The sequence below is a fragment of the bacterium genome, from assembly GCA_035454885.1.
Lineage (GTDB): Bacteria > UBA10199 > UBA10199 > JACPAL01.
In genome coordinates this window covers 16,345-30,505 of sequence record DATIGE010000019.1, presented here as the reverse complement: position 1 = coordinate 30,505, position 14,161 = coordinate 16,345, and the positions used below count along the sequence as shown (strand labels likewise).

Sequence of the window (14,161 nt, the reverse complement as noted above, 5' to 3'; positions counted from 1 at the left end):
TTGAGAAAGTTGGGGGAACTGAGACCCGCCAAGCGGGCGAACGAGCGAAAGGAGAACGCGGAGCCTTTCTTGTCCTTCTGTTCGGCGTAGTAGTCCTTGAGGAAACGCCGGTAATCGAGATATTTAAACAACTCGACCATGGTGATTCATTATCGACGCCCGAAAGGCTTCGTCCAGAGGAATCTTTTATGAGATGGCAAATATAGAATACTGAATATGTTATAATACATAATGTTATTAGTTAGTTATAATTGTACTGATCAATAAAATATAAATCATAGAATACGCATGGCAAGCGGCAAATTTCATCTCGTCTCGGATTTCAAGCCCCAGGGTGACCAGCCCCGGGCGATCGGGGAACTCACGGATGGACTCCTCCGGGGCGAAAGGCACCAGACGCTCCTGGGCGTGACCGGTTCGGGCAAGACCTTCACGATGGCGCACGTCATCGCGAACGTGAACCGGCCCACGCTCGTCATGGCGCCGAACAAGACGCTCGCGGCTCAACTGTTCTCGGAATTCAGGGAGCTCTTTCCCGACAACGCCGTCGAATACTTCGTCTCGTATTACGACTATTATCAGCCGGAGGCCTATGTCCCCGCCCAGGACCTCTTCATCGAAAAGGATTCCTCCATCAACGAGGAGATCGACAAGCTCCGCCACGCCGCCACGCGTTCCCTTCTCGAACGCAGGGACGTCATCATCGTTGCGTCCGTCTCCTGCATCTACGGCCTGGGCTCGCCAGAGGCCTACCAGGACATGGTCGTCAAGATCGAGACCGGCATCGAATACCCGCGCCAGAAGCTCCTCAAAGACCTGATCAAGATCCAGTACGAGCGCAACGATTACGATTTCCACCGGGCGACCTTCCGGGTGCGAGGCGACGTCGTGGAGATCTTTCCCGCCCACGAGGAGGACCGCGCCATCCGAGTCGAATTTTTCGGCGATGAAATCGATGCCATCTCGGAGATCGATCCGCTGCGTGGAGCCTCATTCGGCAAGATTCAGGGCACAACCATCTATCCGGCCTCGCACTATGTCACGCCCGAGTCCCAAATGAAGCGGGCCATCGTGAATATCCGGGAGGAACTGAAGGACCGGATCAAGTTCTTCATGAACCAGGGCAAGTTCATCGAGGCGCAACGGATCGAACAGCGCACGAACTATGACCTGGAGATGATGGAGGAGATCGGCTTCTGCAAGGGAATCGAGAACTATTCGCGGCACATCACCGGGCGCGGACCCGGCCAGGCGCCCCCCGTCCTGATCGACTACTTTCCCCCGGACTGGCTTTTGGTCGTGGACGAGAGTCACGTCACCATCCCGCAGGTTGGCGGCATGTACCACGGGGACCGGAGCCGGAAGACCAACCTGGTCGAATACGGGTTCCGTCTGCCGTCCGCCATGGACAACCGCCCGCTCAAGTTCGAGGAGTTCGAGGCCCTGACGAACCAGGCGGTCTATGTGTCGGCGACACCCTCCGATTACGAGCTTAAGAAATCAAAGGGCGTCGTCGTGGAACAGATCATCCGTCCGACCGGTCTGATCGATCCGAAGATCGACGTCCGCCCCGCCTCCGGCCAGGTCGACGATCTGGAGAAGGAGATCCGCGGTCGGATTGCCAAGGGCGAGCGTGTGTTGATTACGACACTCACCAAGAAGATGGCGGAGGACCTGACGCGTTTTTACCAGGACAAGGGACTGAAGGTGAAATACCTCCACTCCGACATCGAGACGCTCGAACGCATGGAAATCCTCCGGTCGCTCCGGTTGGGCGAGTTCGACGTGCTCGTCGGCATCAACCTCCTCCGCGAAGGCCTCGACCTCCCGGAGGTCTCCCTTGTCGCCATTTTGGACGGCGACAAGGAGGGGTTCCTCCGTTCCGAGCGCTCCCTCATCCAGACCTTCGGCCGGGCGGCGCGAAACGTGAACGGGCAGGTCTTTGTCTACGCGGACACATGGACCGATTCGATGAAGAAGGCGATCGGAGAGACCAACCGCCGGCGCGAGCTGCAGGAATCCTATAACAAGAAGCACAGCATCACGCCGGCGTCGGTCAAAAAGAACATCAGCGACGCCCTGCACTCCATCTACGAGAAGGATTACGTGACGGTCGAGGCGGCGGAAGACACCGCCTCGACCGTCCGCCTCGAAGACATCCCGAAGAGGATCGAGTCCCTCAAAAAAGAGATGCGCAAGGCCGCCGAGCGGATGGAGTTCGAAAAGGCCGCCCAGATCCGCGACGAGATCAAACGCCTGCGCGACCGCGAATTGGCCCTGGGAGTCAACGTCTAACTACATTACGGGACGTCGCATTGCCCGCTCTCCGCGACCGGCGTCGGCTCGGTGTCGCCGGGACACGTGAGGTCGCAATCGGCGCCGACGGAGCAGCTGACGGAACAATCCCCGGTGCAAGTCACGTGACAAACGGAATCCGCCGTGCAGGTCACGCTTCCGCTCTGGCCGACCGTCAAGTCGCAGGTCGAACCGCTGCCGCAATCGACGCTGCAGGAGGCCCCGCATTCACCCGTGCAGTCGTTGTTGTCCATGCAATCCAGGGAGCAGCTGGCCCCGCCGCAGGCGGTATCCGTGATGTCGCAGGCCTCGCCGGCAGGGCAATCGCAGGTCGTGCCCGTGCACGTTAAGGCTGCACTGCCTCCCCCGCCGCCGCATCCCCACGTCCCGCCGGGGCCCAGGGCCGCCAAGGCGGCCAGGAATAACAGGACCATCCCGGCCCCGGCCGTCTTTATCTGTTTGTTTTTCATGTGCTTTTCTCCTTTTTGTGTTTACTGATCTAGACTCAAGTATGACTTATAAATTACAATGTCATTATATTTCAGATACTTTGACAAGATTTTCGTTTACACCTGTAAACGGATTCAATTTTTTTGTCTTGCAGGAAAACTCCGTCGCTCCTAGTTTGAAGCCATGCGGAAGCTGAGCCCCGTCAACGTCTTCGAATACACGGACTACCGGGCCTTCTTGCGGGACTGGTACGAGGCCGCAAAAAAGAGCGGGGGGACCCTCTCCTACCGCTCCTTCGCCCAACGCGCGGGGCTGAAATCCATCAACTTCTACAAGTTCGTCATGGACGGCGTGAGGAACCTGACCTCCGACTCCGCCGCGAAGTTCGCCCTGGGGCTCAAGCTCAACAAGCAGGAGACGGAATTTTTCAAGAAACTCGTCCTATATACACAGGCCAAGACACACGACGAGAAGAACCGGCGCTATCAAGACCTCCTGCGCTCGCGCAAATACAGCCAGTTGAAGCCCATCGAACGGGATCAGTATGAATATTACGCGACGTGGTACCACCCCGTGGTTCGCGAGCTGGTCGTCTCCAAGGATTTCGACGGGACTTTCGAGTGGATCGCCGGACGCCTCTCTCCCGCCATCACCCCGGCCCAGGCCGAAAAGTCGGTGGAGCTCTTGGAAAAGCTCGGCTTCATCGAACGGACTGAGGAGGGGCATTGGAGGCAGGCGAGCTCCATTGTTTCGACGGGGGCGGAACTCAAGAGCCATGTCGTCCACAATTACCACAAGATCGTCCTGGACCTGACCAAGCAGGTGATCGACGAACTTCCGGTCGATCGGCGGGATGTGAGCACGATGACCCTGGGCGTTAACCGCGGCCGGGTGCCGGAATTGAAGAGGCTCATCCAGAATTTCCGGCAAGAGATCTTGAGGGCGGTCGCCTCGGACACCGAACCGGAAGAAGTTCTCCAACTCAACATTCAAATGTTTCCTCTCACGATTTCTGTCTCGCCCCAGCAGGAGGTCAGGTGATGCGCCGGATACTTTCATGTTTGTTCGTCCTTCTCGCTTTCGCACCCTTCATGGGCGGCTGCGGCTCATCGACGGGTGGAACGGAGACCGGCAACACGACGGCGGTCTCGATTCGCGTGATTGGCTACCAGTCTTCGTTGCTCGCGGCCTTGACCGTGGGAGATCTTCAAGTCGGCAAGGCCATGATCGTCCTCGACAGGCTTCATTTCCGGCCTTTCAGCGCCTGCCAAGACGGTTCGCAGGACGAGGGCGCCCAGGACATTCAGTTCAACGGACCCTTCGTGGTCGACCTCTTGAACGCCGGCGAAATTTCGGGACTGGAGGGTCTTCAAATCCCGACGGGGCGGTATTGCCGGATTGAACTCGTCCTGAAGAAACTCGAATCGACGGGACCGATGTTCAACAAGAGCGTGCAGATCGAAGGGGCCCGAAGCGATGGCACGCCGTTTCTGATGACGACCGAGGTCGACGAGGAATTCAAGCTCGAGAACGAATCGACGGGGTTCCTGATCGAAGAAGCAGACCCCCTCAGCGTCTTCTTCATCGCCTTCGACCTGGACCAATGGTTCAACGGGGTCGACCTGATGGATACGTTCATCGAAGTTTCCAGCGGGGGCGGCGGGGAACCGATCATCCTGATCAACGACATCAAGAATCAGACTGTGCAGGAACTCATTGAGGAGAACATAAAGCATTCGGCCGATCTTTTTGAAGATTCGGACGACAACGACAGCCTGGATCCGGAGGAGGAGGGCAATCCTCTGGCCATCGGGACGTCCGTTCCCTGATACGCCGGCCGGCACGGGAACGATGTCGCGGTCTCGGAGGAGAATTCATCCGCCGGAACGGGCTGTCATCAACAACCAAATAAAACAGGAGAAGATGACCCATGAGAAAGATAAATGGTTTCCTGGCGGCGTGCGCCCTGACGCTCGCGGCCGGATGCGGGGGCTCCAACGGGGGCTCGTCCGATAACCTCAACCTCCCCGCGGGCACGAACGCCCTCTTGAGCGTCTACGTGTCCGGTTCGGGCCCGGCGGCCCTGACCCTGGACGCCGGCGGCAAGACGGTGGAGATCACCACCGCCCTGATGGGGCTTTCGGAGGTGAAGCTCCGGACGGCGTCAACGACCGACACGGAGGCGACGGAATTGAGCCTGCCGGGCCCCTTCATCGTCGATCTCGAGGCTCAGACGGTGGAGAACCTGGGCCCGTCGCACATCGATGACGACGCCGATGACGACGGCATCGAGGATTCCAAGGACTCGGACGACGACGGCGACGGCACGCCCGATGTCTCCGATTCCGATGACGACGGCGACGGCGTGGCGGACGAGGACGACTACGTGATGGACGAATGCAGCATTGTCGACGCCCTGGAGCTCCCGGCCGGCACCTACACGAAGATCGAGGCCAAGCTCGACAAGATCGAGGACGGCGACGGCATCGATCCCGCGAGCCCCTTGGCGGGGAAGAGCCTCTACATCGAAGGGACCTTCGACGGTACCCCCTTCGTCGTGACGGCGGACTTCGACGAGGAGTTTGAGGTCGTGAACCCGGCGGGCATCGTCGTCGAGGACGGCTCGATCGCCTCGTTCATCTTGAGCTTTAACCTCGCGGGCTGGTTCGAGGGCATCGATCTCTCGGCGGCCGAGACGGAAGGCGGCATCGTCCTCCTGGACAGCGGCCACAACTCGGCCCTCTTTGAACAGTTCCGGGACAACGTCAAGGCGACGATGGACATGGAAAACGACTCGGACGACGACGGGATTCCCGACAGCGAAGACTAGCTACCTTTACGAGCCGTAGCGAGCCCGCCTAGGGCGGGGGAAGCGGGGCTAGCGCGGTCAGGTCTTGTCGGCGGGTAGCGGCCCGGGGCCATTGCGGCCCCGGGCTTTGCTTTTGTATAGTGGCCGCGTGGACCTTCCCCAAAAAGTCGCGGACTTTCCCAATGCCCCGGGTGTGTACCTGATGAAGGACGCCCAGGGGCGCGTCGTTTACGTGGGCAAGGCGATCGACCTGAAGAAGCGCGTCCAATCCTACCTGAAGGAAAAAGACGAAAGATACCAGGTCAAGTTCCTGATGGCCCGCGTGGCGGACATCGAGCTCGTGGTGACGGATTCCGAAAAGGCGGCCTTCCTCCTCGAGAATACGCTGATCAAGAAGCACAAGCCGCGCTACAATATCCAGCTCAAGGACGACAAGAGCTACGTCAGCATCAAACTCTCCCTGAAAGACAGGTTCCCGCGCCTTTACGTCACCCGGTCGATCAAGAAGGACGGATCGCTTTACTTCGGGCCATACTCTTCCGCCGCCGCCTCTCGCGAGACCGTCGAGTTCATCGAAAAATACTTCCGTCTGCGCTCCTGCTCCGACACCGAGTTTGCCAACCGCGTCCGTCCCTGCCTTCAGTACCAAATCCACCGTTGCGACGCCCCCTGCGTCGGCTGGATCGGCGAGGCCGAGTACGGCGGCTTGGTCGACCAGGTGAAACTGTTCCTCCAGGGCCGGAAGAAGGACCTGGTCAAGATCCTGGAGGGCCAGATGCGGGAGCAATCGGACCGCGAGGAATTCGAAAAGGCGGCGGCGACCCGTGACGTCGTCTCTTCGATCCGGGAAACGCTCGAGCGGCAGAGCGTGGACCGCCACACGTGGCTCGATCAGGACGCGATCGGCATTCACCGCGAAGGCGACCGGATGACCTTTTGCGTCCTCATGGTGAGGGAGGGCAAGGTCTGGGAGTCGCTTCTCTATCACGTGAAGGGCCAGGGAGAGGACGAGGACGTCCTCGCATCCTTCGTCAACCAATTCTACGGTGAGGACCGCTCTCTCCCGGACGAGATCCTCCTGCCCCGCTTCCTCGAATCGCAAGGCACTCTATCCCAGATCTTTTCGGAGAAGCGGGGTGAAAAAACGGAGGTCTTGAATCCGCAACGCGGCGACCGCGTGGACCTGCTGGATCTCGCGCATCGGAACGCCGAGGAAGGCTTCCAGCGCCGCGCAAAAAAGGGCGAAGAGATCCGGGATATCCTTACGGGCCTCCAAGAAGAGTTGGGACTTCAGAATTTTCCGCGCCGCATGGAATGTTTCGACATCTCCAACACCGGCGGCCGGCAGTCTGTCGGATCGCTGGTCTCCTTCGTGGATGGAATGCCGTTCAAGGATGGCTACCGACGCTTCAAGATCAAGACCGTCGAGGGCCCGAACGACTTCGCGTCGATGAAAGAAGTTCTCAGGCGCCGGCTGAGCCGTCTCGCCTTGGAGGGCGACGAGGGCCAGAAATGGGAAAAGCCCGACCTCCTGGTCATCGACGGGGGCAAGGGACAGCTCTCCATGGCGGAAGCGGCCCTTCGGGAGCTCAACATCACTGGATTCGACCTGATTGCGCTGGCCAAGGAAAAGGACCACCCATCCGAGCAAGATCGCGTCTATCTGCCCGGGCGCAAGAACCCCGTCCTCCTGGGACGTCATTCCGGCCTGTTGCATCTCTTAATGCGACTCCGGGACGAGGCCCACCGCTTCGCCATCGCCTACCACCGGAAACTCCGGGGTAAGAAGTTCCTGTCCTCCCGCTAGGAAATTACCATTTTGATTCAAGAACGAATCAAATGAGGTTTTTTTGACTCATCTTTACGGGGAGTTCCCGCGTCATCCCCCGCTTATCCACAGGCCCATCCACTCAAAAAACCCCGATTTATTCACAGGTTCATCCACAACGCACCGCGATGACCGACCGTCGAACGGACATGGCACGTCCTTTGCTCATTCAAGGGGCATGGCGATCAATCAAGATTCGGGGACGACGTTAGAGAACCTATCGCTCAAGGCCGGGGGGGAGGCCTTGAACGACCCGAAGCCGACGGTGCTGAGTTGCGGGGGCATCCACCTCCCCTACAACCACATCCCGAATCAGCCTCTCAAATGGAGGGACATCATCACCATGCCCGGCGCCGACATGTCGCAAAAACTGTTCGGCCTGGGCCCCGTGACCTATGAGTGGAATCCCTACCTGGAAGAAGCGATCTACGAGAACTAGCTTCCATTACGAGCCGTAGCGAGCGCTGTCCAGCGGGAAGCTGGATTAGACGCGATCCAACCAACCGCTGTATTTTTCATTCCCGCCGCGAACGATCGAGAAAAACGTCTCCTGAATCTTTTTGGTGACCGGACCCGGCTTGCCCGTGCCGATCGTCCGGTCGTCCAGCTCGCGGATCGGCGTGATCTCCGCCGCCGTGCCTGTCAGAAACACTTCGTCCGCCAAATAGACCTCGTCCCGCGTGAACTTTTGTTCGACGACCGGAATCTTCTCGTCCTTCAAGACGGTGATCACCGCCTCCCGCGTGATGCCGTCCAGGATCGACGCCCCGGTCGGCGTCGTCTTCACGATGCCGTTCTTCACGATGAAGATGTTTTCGCCGGAGGCCTCGGCCACGTAACCCTCGGGGTCCAGCAGCAAGGCCTCGTCATAACCGGCCTTGAGCGCCTCGCGTTTGGCGAGGATGGAGTTCACATAGTTCGAACACGCCTTGGCCTTGTTCAGCACGGCATTGACGTGGTGCCGCGTGAAGGACGACATCTTGAGCCGGATGCCGTTCTTGACGCCTTCCTCTCCCAAATACGTCCCCCACGGCCAGGCCGCGATGATCACGCGGATGGGGTTCAACGCGTGCAGTCCCATTTCGCCGTCGCCCATGAAGACGAGCGGACGGATGTAGCCGTGCTTGAGCTTGTTGACTCGAAGAACTTCGCGCGTGGCCTCCATGACCTGTTCCCGCGTGAACGGGATCTTCATCTGGAGGATGTGGGCCGAGTCGAACAGACGGTCGATGTGCTCCTTGAGCCGGAAGACGGCGGTTCCCTTGGGCCCTTCATAGGCCCGGATGCCCTCGAAGACACCGAGGCCGTAGTGGAGCGTGTGGGTGAGCACGTGGACCTGCGCCTGGTCCCAGGGGACCATCTTGCCGTCCATCCAGATGAATTCGGTCTTTTGCATGGAACTAGGTTCTCCTAACCAAAAAGCTTTTTCAAGGACTCAGAATACGGCGGTTTCGCGATCCCCTTCTCCGTGATGATGGCCGTTACGAGTTCATGCGGCGTTACGTCGAAGGCCGGATTCCGCACCTGGATCCCCTCCGGGGCCACGCGCTGGCGGAAGAAGTTCGTGACCTCCTCCGGGTTCCTCTCCTCGATCGGGATCTGGTCGCCGGTCGGGCACGTGAGGTCGATCGTCGAAAGCGGCGCCGCCACGTAAAAGGGGATGTCGTGTTGTCGGGCCAGCACGGCCACTCCGTAAGTGCCGATCTTGTTGGCCACGTCCCCGTTGGCGGCGATGCGATCCGCCCCGACGATCACGCGCTGGATCTTCTTCTGGCGCATGAAAGCCGCCGCCATGTTGTCCGTGATGAGGGTCACGGGCACCCCGCTCTTCTCCAGCTCCCAGGCGGTCAGACGCGCGCCTTGAAGGAAGGGACGCGTCTCATCGGCGATCACCTCGAATTTCTTCCCCGCCTCCTTCGCCGAATACAGGACACCCAGGGCCGTCCCCCATCCGGCCGTTGCGAGCGCACCGGCGTTGCAATGGGTGAGGACCGTGTCGCCGTTCTGGATCAACTCCTGGCCGAAACCACCCATTTTCTTATTGATGGCGATGTCTTCCTCATAGATCGCGATCGCCTCCGCGCGAAGCCTCTCTTGAAGGGCGGGAACGGCCAGGGCGCGGTTCGACTCCATCACCTTTTTCATCCGTTCCAAACCCCAGCGCAAATTAACCGCCGTCGGCCGTGTTTCCATGAGGGTTTGGAAGACCGTCTCCATTTTTTGAGCGAAAGACTCGTAGGTTTTCGCGTCGATGCCGAGCGAGCCCAGCGCCACGCCCATCGCGGCCGCCACGCCAATCGCCGGAGCACCGCGGATAACCATCGTCTTGATTGCATCGGCCACCTGCTTGTAGTCCGAGCACTCGACATAGGTCTCCTCGACCGGCAGCTTGCGCTGGTCGATCATGATCACCTTGTCGTCCTTCCATTCGATGGTTCTAAAGTTCATAAGCGCTCTCTATTCACGCGGCAGATTTTTGCAAACCGAAGGCGGATTCACTCCGCCCTATAAAAGCCTCCGGACGTTCTCAATCACGGTCCCGAGGCGAGGGAGAAAAGTGAACAGGGCGAGAACGACCAACACGACCCCCAACACTTGCAAGAACCGGTGAACGCTGTGCGGATTGAGCCTCCGCTTCACCGGCTCGGCGATGCCGACGAGAAACAGCCACCAGACGAGGCTCCCCGTGAAGATGCCTCCGGCGATCTCAAAGTAACTCTCCCGGCCAGGATTCTCCGGGATCAGGTCAGACCCGGCGAAGAGCACCGTAAAGGCGATGATCGTCGTGGGGTTCATGAGGGTGAGAAAGCAGGCCGAGATCGTGTCCCACCAAAATCTCCTCTGAAACCGCCCCGTCAGAATCTCGTGGGCAGCGAGCTTGGGGGGCTTTTGAAAGAAAAAATGCGCGCCGACGATCATGAGGGCCAGGCTGCCGAGAGGCCTGAGAAAGTGCCGTCCGGCTTCGAGCTCGCCCAGGAGCGTGACGAGTCCCACGGCGGCGAGAAAGCCGAACAGGCCGTCGGCGAGCGCCGCGCCCAGGCCCGTGAAGATTCCCGCCAGGGGACCGATGGAAAGGCTGCGTTGAATGAGCAGGAGACCGACCGGTCCCACCGGGATCGCCACCATGCAGCCGACCAAACAGGACTTGAAGAAGAGCATTAGGAGGAAAGTTTCCGTTTCACGAGCTCGTTGACCTTCGCGGGATTCGCGCGGCCCCCGGTCTTTTTCATGACCTGGCCCACGAAGTGTCCGATGAGCTTCTCGTTGCCCGCCTTGTATTTTTCGACTTCCTTGGGGCTGGCGGCGATGACCTCATCGAGGGCCGTCTCCAGGGCACCGTCGTCGGAGATCTGGGCGAGCCCCTGTTTCTCCACAATGGACTGGGGCGATTCGCCCGTCTCGAAAACCGTTTGAAGGACCGTCTTGGCCACGGAACCGCTGATCGTCCCTCCGTCCACGAGTTTCATCGCCTGGGCGAGGTGGACGGGCTTGAGAGGGCTCGAAGGAATCCGCGCCTCGTCGTTGCCGATCATGCGCAGAAATTCGTTCATGACCCAGTTGGAGACCTTCTTGGGCTGGGGATATTCCTTCACGCACGCCTCGAAAAAGTCCGCCAGCCCCCGGGACGAGGCCAGGACCTCCGCGTCGTAGACCGGAAGCTGGTATTGCGAGGCGAAGCGCGCCCGCTTGGCGTCCGGCAGCTCCGGCAAGGTCTTTCCCACCCTCTCAACCCACTCCCTGTCGACGATCAGCGGCAGCAGGTCCGGATCGGGAAAGTAGCGGTAATCGTGCGCCTCTTCTTTGCCGCGCATGGACTGAGTCTCGCCCTTGTCCGCGTCCCAAAGGCGCGTCTCCTGGAGGATCCTGCCGCCCTCGTCCAAGACGGACGCCTGCCGGTCGATTTCGTAGAAAATCGCCTTCTCGACGTTCTTGAAGGAGTTCATGTTCTTGAGCTCGACCTTCGTCCCGAATTTTTCCTGGCCGGCGGGCCGGAGCGAGACGTTCGCGTCGCAGCGGAGGCTCCCCTCCTCCATGTTCCCGTCGCAGATCTCCGCATAGACGAGGATCGACCGGAGCTTTTTCAAATACGCCACCGCCTCCTGCGGCGAGCGCATATCGGGCTCGGAGACGATTTCCAGGAGCGGCGTCCCGCCGCGGTTGAAGTCGACCCATGAGGCGTCTTGGGCGCGGGTTCCGGGGTGCTCGTGCACCAGCTTGCCCGCGTCCTCTTCCATATGTATCCGTGTGATGCCAATTCGCTTCGTGATAGCGGGGGGTGATCCCGCTCTCCCCCCGGGCCCCCCATCTGTTTTACCAGGCTTGTCATCGTTCACTTCGGAAGGGGACCTTCCTCCGTTCACTATTTCGATGTCCAAGTGGCCCTTGAGGCAGACCGGCAATTCGTATTGGGAGATCTGATAGCCCTTGGGAAGATCCGGGTAGAAATAGTTCTTCCGCGCGAAGACGCTCTTCGCTTCGATGGAACAGCCCGTCGCGAGACCCGCGCGAATGGCGAACTCGACCGCCTGCCGGTTCAAGACGGGGAGCGTGCCCGGCTGGCCGAGACAGACGGGGCAGGTGTTGAGGTTGGGTTCCCGGCCAAAGACGGTCGGGCAGGCGCAAAAGAGCTTCGTCTTTGTCAGAAGCTGCGCGTGGACCTCCAATCCGATGACGACTTCGTATGTCACAGCTTCGGTCTCCTCTGATGCCACTTATTCGCCTGCTCGTAGGCGTAGGCGACCCGAAACATCCTTTCCTCTTCAAAGTGCTTGGCGATCAGTTGCATCCCGATCGGGAGACCCGACTGCGTGAAGCCGCAAGGCAGGCTCATGCCGGGCAGCCCCGCCAGGTTCACGTTGATGGTGAAGATGTCGGACAGATACATCTTGAGCGGATCACTCACCTTCTCCCCGACCTTCCAGGCCGGAGTGGGCGAAACCGGGGTCAGGATCACGTCGCATTTTTCAAAAGCCTTCTCGAAATCACGGCGGATGAGGGTCCGCACCTTCTGGCCGCGCAGGTAATAGGCGTCGTAATAGCCGGCCGAGAGGACGTAGGTGCCCAGCATGATCCGGCGCTTGACCTCGGGGCCGAATCCCTCGCTCCGGGACTTCTTGTAGAGCGAGGTGAGGTCCTTGGCCTCCCGGTTCCGGTAACCGAAGCGGATGCCGTCGTAACGCGCCAGATTGGAGGAGGCCTCCGCCGTGGCCAAGATGTAGTACGTCGGCACGCCGTAGTCGGTGTGCGGGAGCGTCACGTCGACGCATTCGGCCCCGAGTTTCTTGACCGTTTCGATCGCCGTCTGGAGCGCCTTGGCCACTTCGGCGTCCGTGCCGCCGATAAAGTATTCCTTGGGAATGCCGACCTTCCAGCCCTTCAGGTCCTTTTGAAGCGCCTTCGTGTAATCGGGGACAGGGAGATTCAGGGACGTGGAATCCTTCGGGTCGTGGCCGGCCAGGGCGTTGAGCAGGATGGCGGCGTCGGTGACGTCTTTGGTGAGCGGCCCGACCTGGTCGAGAGACGAGGCGAAGGCGACGATGCCGTAACGGGAAACACGGCCGTAGGTGGGCTTGACGCCGACCAGGTTGGTAAGAGCCGCCGGCAGCCGGATCGAGCCCCCGGTGTCGGTGCCCGTCGCGGCGATGCACTCCCCCGCCGCGACCGCCGCCGCGCTGCCGCCGCTCGACCCGCCGGGAATCCGTTCGAGGTCCCACGGATTCCGCGTTATGCCAACGCCTGAGTTTTCCGTCGATGATCCCATCGCGAACTCATCCAGGTTGAGCTTGCCGACGACGACCGCTCCTTGATCCAGGAGCCTTTGCGCAGACGTGGCGGTGTAGGGGGCGACGTAATTCTCCAAAATCCTGGAGGCGCAGGTGGTTTTCGTGCCCTCGATGAGGAAATTGTCTTTGATGCCCAACGGGAGACCGTGCAGCATTCCCCTGGGCGCGGTTCCATCCGCCTTCTTCGCCTGCGCCAGGGCCGTCTCCTCGGCCAGCGAGACGTACGAACGCACCTTCGGTTCAACGGCCTTGATGCGCTTGAAAACCGATTCCGTGATCTCGCGGGACGAGGCCTTCTTCTGTTTCAAGAGATCGGCGAGTTCATGAATGGTGAGATCGAACAGTTCCATGGGGAATCAGCCAATGACCTTCGGCACTTTGAAGAAAGTCTCATCCCGGTCGGGCGCGTTGGAGAGCGATTTCTCCCGCGTGGCGTCCGCGATCACTTCATCGGCGCGGAAGGGCGTGGGGACCATCACCGCGTGAGCCGTGGGCTCGATGTCTTTCACGTCGAGTTTGTTCAAGGCCTCGACATAGTCGAGAATCGCCGACAGCTGCCCGCCGTAGGTCTCCACCTCGGCGGGAGAAAGCTCCAGCCGCGCCAGGTTGGCGATCTTCAGGACCTCGTCTTTGGAGAGTTTCATATTTTGAACAGGCTGAGGACGCTCGTCAGAAAGCCCTCTTCCTTGCCCGCCACCTTCTCCAGTTCCCCGTCGTCCAGGAAGATGCCCTGGCAGGAGAAGCATTTTTCGATCGTCACGCCTTTGAACGGAATCGAATGCAGCTCCATGCCGCACTTGGGACAGCGCATCCAATGGAGGGCCTTGAGTTTCCTCTGCTCCTCCTGGGACAGCTTGCGGGCGATCTCATCGGCCAGGCGCTTTTTCTTCTCCGCCTCGACCTTGGCGAAATACTCTTCTTCGGTGTGGGAGGGTTTCTGGGTCGTCATACGTTTCCTCGGTTGAAGGGTGATACCTTAGAGGAAAACGCGGACCG

General features: G+C 60.0%; 14 protein-coding genes. 6 read left to right on the top strand and 8 right to left on the bottom strand.

Features of this window, described 5'->3' with window-relative positions; translation table 11 throughout:
- Nucleotides 1-288: 288 nt before the first annotated feature.
- A complete protein-coding gene (gene uvrB / locus VLJ37_04670) occupies nucleotides 289-2,295 on the top strand; it encodes an excinuclease ABC subunit UvrB (protein HSA58959.1) in 2,007 nt (668 codons plus the stop codon).
- Between the two features lie 5 nt (nucleotides 2,296-2,300).
- Here uvrB and VLJ37_04665 read toward each other — a convergent pair whose 3' ends face one another.
- Nucleotides 2,301-2,765, bottom strand: coding sequence for a hypothetical protein (locus VLJ37_04665; GenBank protein ID HSA58958.1), 465 nt, complete (start codon nucleotides 2,763-2,765; stop codon nucleotides 2,301-2,303).
- A gap of 163 nt (nucleotides 2,766-2,928) precedes the next feature.
- Here VLJ37_04665 and VLJ37_04660 point away from each other — a divergent pair, with 163 nt between their 5' ends.
- The 5 genes from VLJ37_04660 (at nucleotide 2,929) to VLJ37_04640 (ending at nucleotide 7,821) form a co-directional block, all read left to right on the top strand.
- Entirely contained in the window at nucleotides 2,929-3,786 is an 858-nt protein-coding gene (locus VLJ37_04660) for a TIGR02147 family protein (GenBank protein HSA58957.1), read from the top strand.
- Nucleotides 3,786-4,574 (top strand): hypothetical protein, encoded by a 789-nt coding sequence (locus VLJ37_04655; GenBank protein HSA58956.1) that lies wholly within the window; start codon nucleotides 3,786-3,788, stop codon nucleotides 4,572-4,574. The genes VLJ37_04660 and VLJ37_04655 overlap by 1 nt, the downstream gene beginning before the upstream one ends.
- A gap of 101 nt (nucleotides 4,575-4,675) precedes the next feature.
- Complete coding sequence (locus VLJ37_04650; GenBank protein HSA58955.1) at nucleotides 4,676-5,575, top strand: hypothetical protein; 900 nt, start codon at nucleotides 4,676-4,678, stop codon at nucleotides 5,573-5,575.
- A gap of 127 nt (nucleotides 5,576-5,702) precedes the next feature.
- The gene (gene uvrC / locus VLJ37_04645) at nucleotides 5,703-7,361 is read left to right on the top strand and encodes an excinuclease ABC subunit UvrC (protein HSA58954.1); all 1,659 of its coding nucleotides are present in this window, start codon (nucleotides 5,703-5,705) and stop codon (nucleotides 7,359-7,361) included.
- Nucleotides 7,362-7,560: 199 nt separating this feature from the next.
- Nucleotides 7,561-7,821, top strand: a complete 261-nt coding sequence (locus VLJ37_04640) for a hypothetical protein (protein ID HSA58953.1) — start codon at nucleotides 7,561-7,563, stop codon at nucleotides 7,819-7,821.
- 45 nt (nucleotides 7,822-7,866) lie between these two features.
- Here VLJ37_04640 and ilvE read toward each other — a convergent pair whose 3' ends face one another.
- The 7 genes from ilvE to VLJ37_04605 are packed head-to-tail and all read right to left on the bottom strand — an operon-like array spanning nucleotide 7,867 to nucleotide 14,114.
- Entirely contained in the window at nucleotides 7,867-8,778 is a 912-nt protein-coding gene (gene ilvE / locus VLJ37_04635) for a branched-chain-amino-acid transaminase (GenBank protein HSA58952.1), read from the bottom strand.
- Nucleotides 8,779-8,792: 14 nt separating this feature from the next.
- Nucleotides 8,793-9,830 (bottom strand): S-methyl-5-thioribose-1-phosphate isomerase, encoded by a 1,038-nt coding sequence (mtnA, locus tag VLJ37_04630; GenBank protein HSA58951.1) that lies wholly within the window; start codon nucleotides 9,828-9,830, stop codon nucleotides 8,793-8,795.
- Nucleotides 9,831-9,887: 57 nt separating this feature from the next.
- Complete coding sequence (locus VLJ37_04625) at nucleotides 9,888-10,541, bottom strand: LysE family transporter (GenBank protein ID HSA58950.1); 654 nt, start codon at nucleotides 10,539-10,541, stop codon at nucleotides 9,888-9,890.
- Nucleotides 10,541-12,070, bottom strand: coding sequence for an Asp-tRNA(Asn)/Glu-tRNA(Gln) amidotransferase subunit GatB (gatB, locus tag VLJ37_04620; GenBank protein HSA58949.1), 1,530 nt, complete (start codon nucleotides 12,068-12,070; stop codon nucleotides 10,541-10,543). The genes VLJ37_04625 and gatB overlap by 1 nt, the downstream gene beginning before the upstream one ends.
- Complete coding sequence (gatA, locus tag VLJ37_04615; GenBank protein HSA58948.1) at nucleotides 12,067-13,515, bottom strand: Asp-tRNA(Asn)/Glu-tRNA(Gln) amidotransferase subunit GatA; 1,449 nt, start codon at nucleotides 13,513-13,515, stop codon at nucleotides 12,067-12,069. The genes gatB and gatA overlap by 4 nt, the downstream gene beginning before the upstream one ends.
- A 6-nt stretch (nucleotides 13,516-13,521) precedes the next feature.
- Nucleotides 13,522-13,809: an Asp-tRNA(Asn)/Glu-tRNA(Gln) amidotransferase subunit GatC gene (gene gatC, locus VLJ37_04610; GenBank protein ID HSA58947.1), complete on the bottom strand. Its 288-nt coding sequence runs from the start codon at nucleotides 13,807-13,809 to the stop codon at nucleotides 13,522-13,524.
- Nucleotides 13,806-14,114: a zf-TFIIB domain-containing protein gene (locus tag VLJ37_04605; GenBank protein HSA58946.1), complete on the bottom strand. Its 309-nt coding sequence runs from the start codon at nucleotides 14,112-14,114 to the stop codon at nucleotides 13,806-13,808. The genes gatC and VLJ37_04605 overlap by 4 nt, the downstream gene beginning before the upstream one ends.
- Nucleotides 14,115-14,161 lie beyond the last annotated feature (47 nt).

What these genes read in the sequence shown, in the direction of transcription:
- uvrB (HSA58959.1), top strand. Translation starts at nt 289, where the DNA reads ATGGCAAGCGGCAAATTTCATCTCGTCTCGGATTTCAAGCCCCAGGGT.
- VLJ37_04665 (HSA58958.1), bottom strand. Translation starts at nt 2,765, where the DNA reads ATGAAAAACAAACAGATAAAGACGGCCGGGGCCGGGATGGTCCTGTTA.
- VLJ37_04660 (HSA58957.1), top strand. Translation starts at nt 2,929, where the DNA reads ATGCGGAAGCTGAGCCCCGTCAACGTCTTCGAATACACGGACTACCGG.
- VLJ37_04655 (HSA58956.1), top strand. Translation starts at nt 3,786, where the DNA reads ATGCGCCGGATACTTTCATGTTTGTTCGTCCTTCTCGCTTTCGCACCC.
- VLJ37_04650 (HSA58955.1), top strand. Translation starts at nt 4,676, where the DNA reads ATGAGAAAGATAAATGGTTTCCTGGCGGCGTGCGCCCTGACGCTCGCG.
- VLJ37_04640 (HSA58953.1), top strand. Translation starts at nt 7,561, where the DNA reads ATGGCGATCAATCAAGATTCGGGGACGACGTTAGAGAACCTATCGCTC.
- ilvE (HSA58952.1), bottom strand. Translation starts at nt 8,778, where the DNA reads ATGCAAAAGACCGAATTCATCTGGATGGACGGCAAGATGGTCCCCTGG.
- mtnA (HSA58951.1), bottom strand. Translation starts at nt 9,830, where the DNA reads ATGAACTTTAGAACCATCGAATGGAAGGACGACAAGGTGATCATGATC.
- VLJ37_04625 (HSA58950.1), bottom strand. Translation starts at nt 10,541, where the DNA reads ATGCTCTTCTTCAAGTCCTGTTTGGTCGGCTGCATGGTGGCGATCCCG.
- gatA (HSA58948.1), bottom strand. Translation starts at nt 13,515, where the DNA reads ATGGAACTGTTCGATCTCACCATTCATGAACTCGCCGATCTCTTGAAA.
- gatC (HSA58947.1), bottom strand. Translation starts at nt 13,809, where the DNA reads ATGAAACTCTCCAAAGACGAGGTCCTGAAGATCGCCAACCTGGCGCGG.
- VLJ37_04605 (HSA58946.1), bottom strand. Translation starts at nt 14,114, where the DNA reads ATGACGACCCAGAAACCCTCCCACACCGAAGAAGAGTATTTCGCCAAG.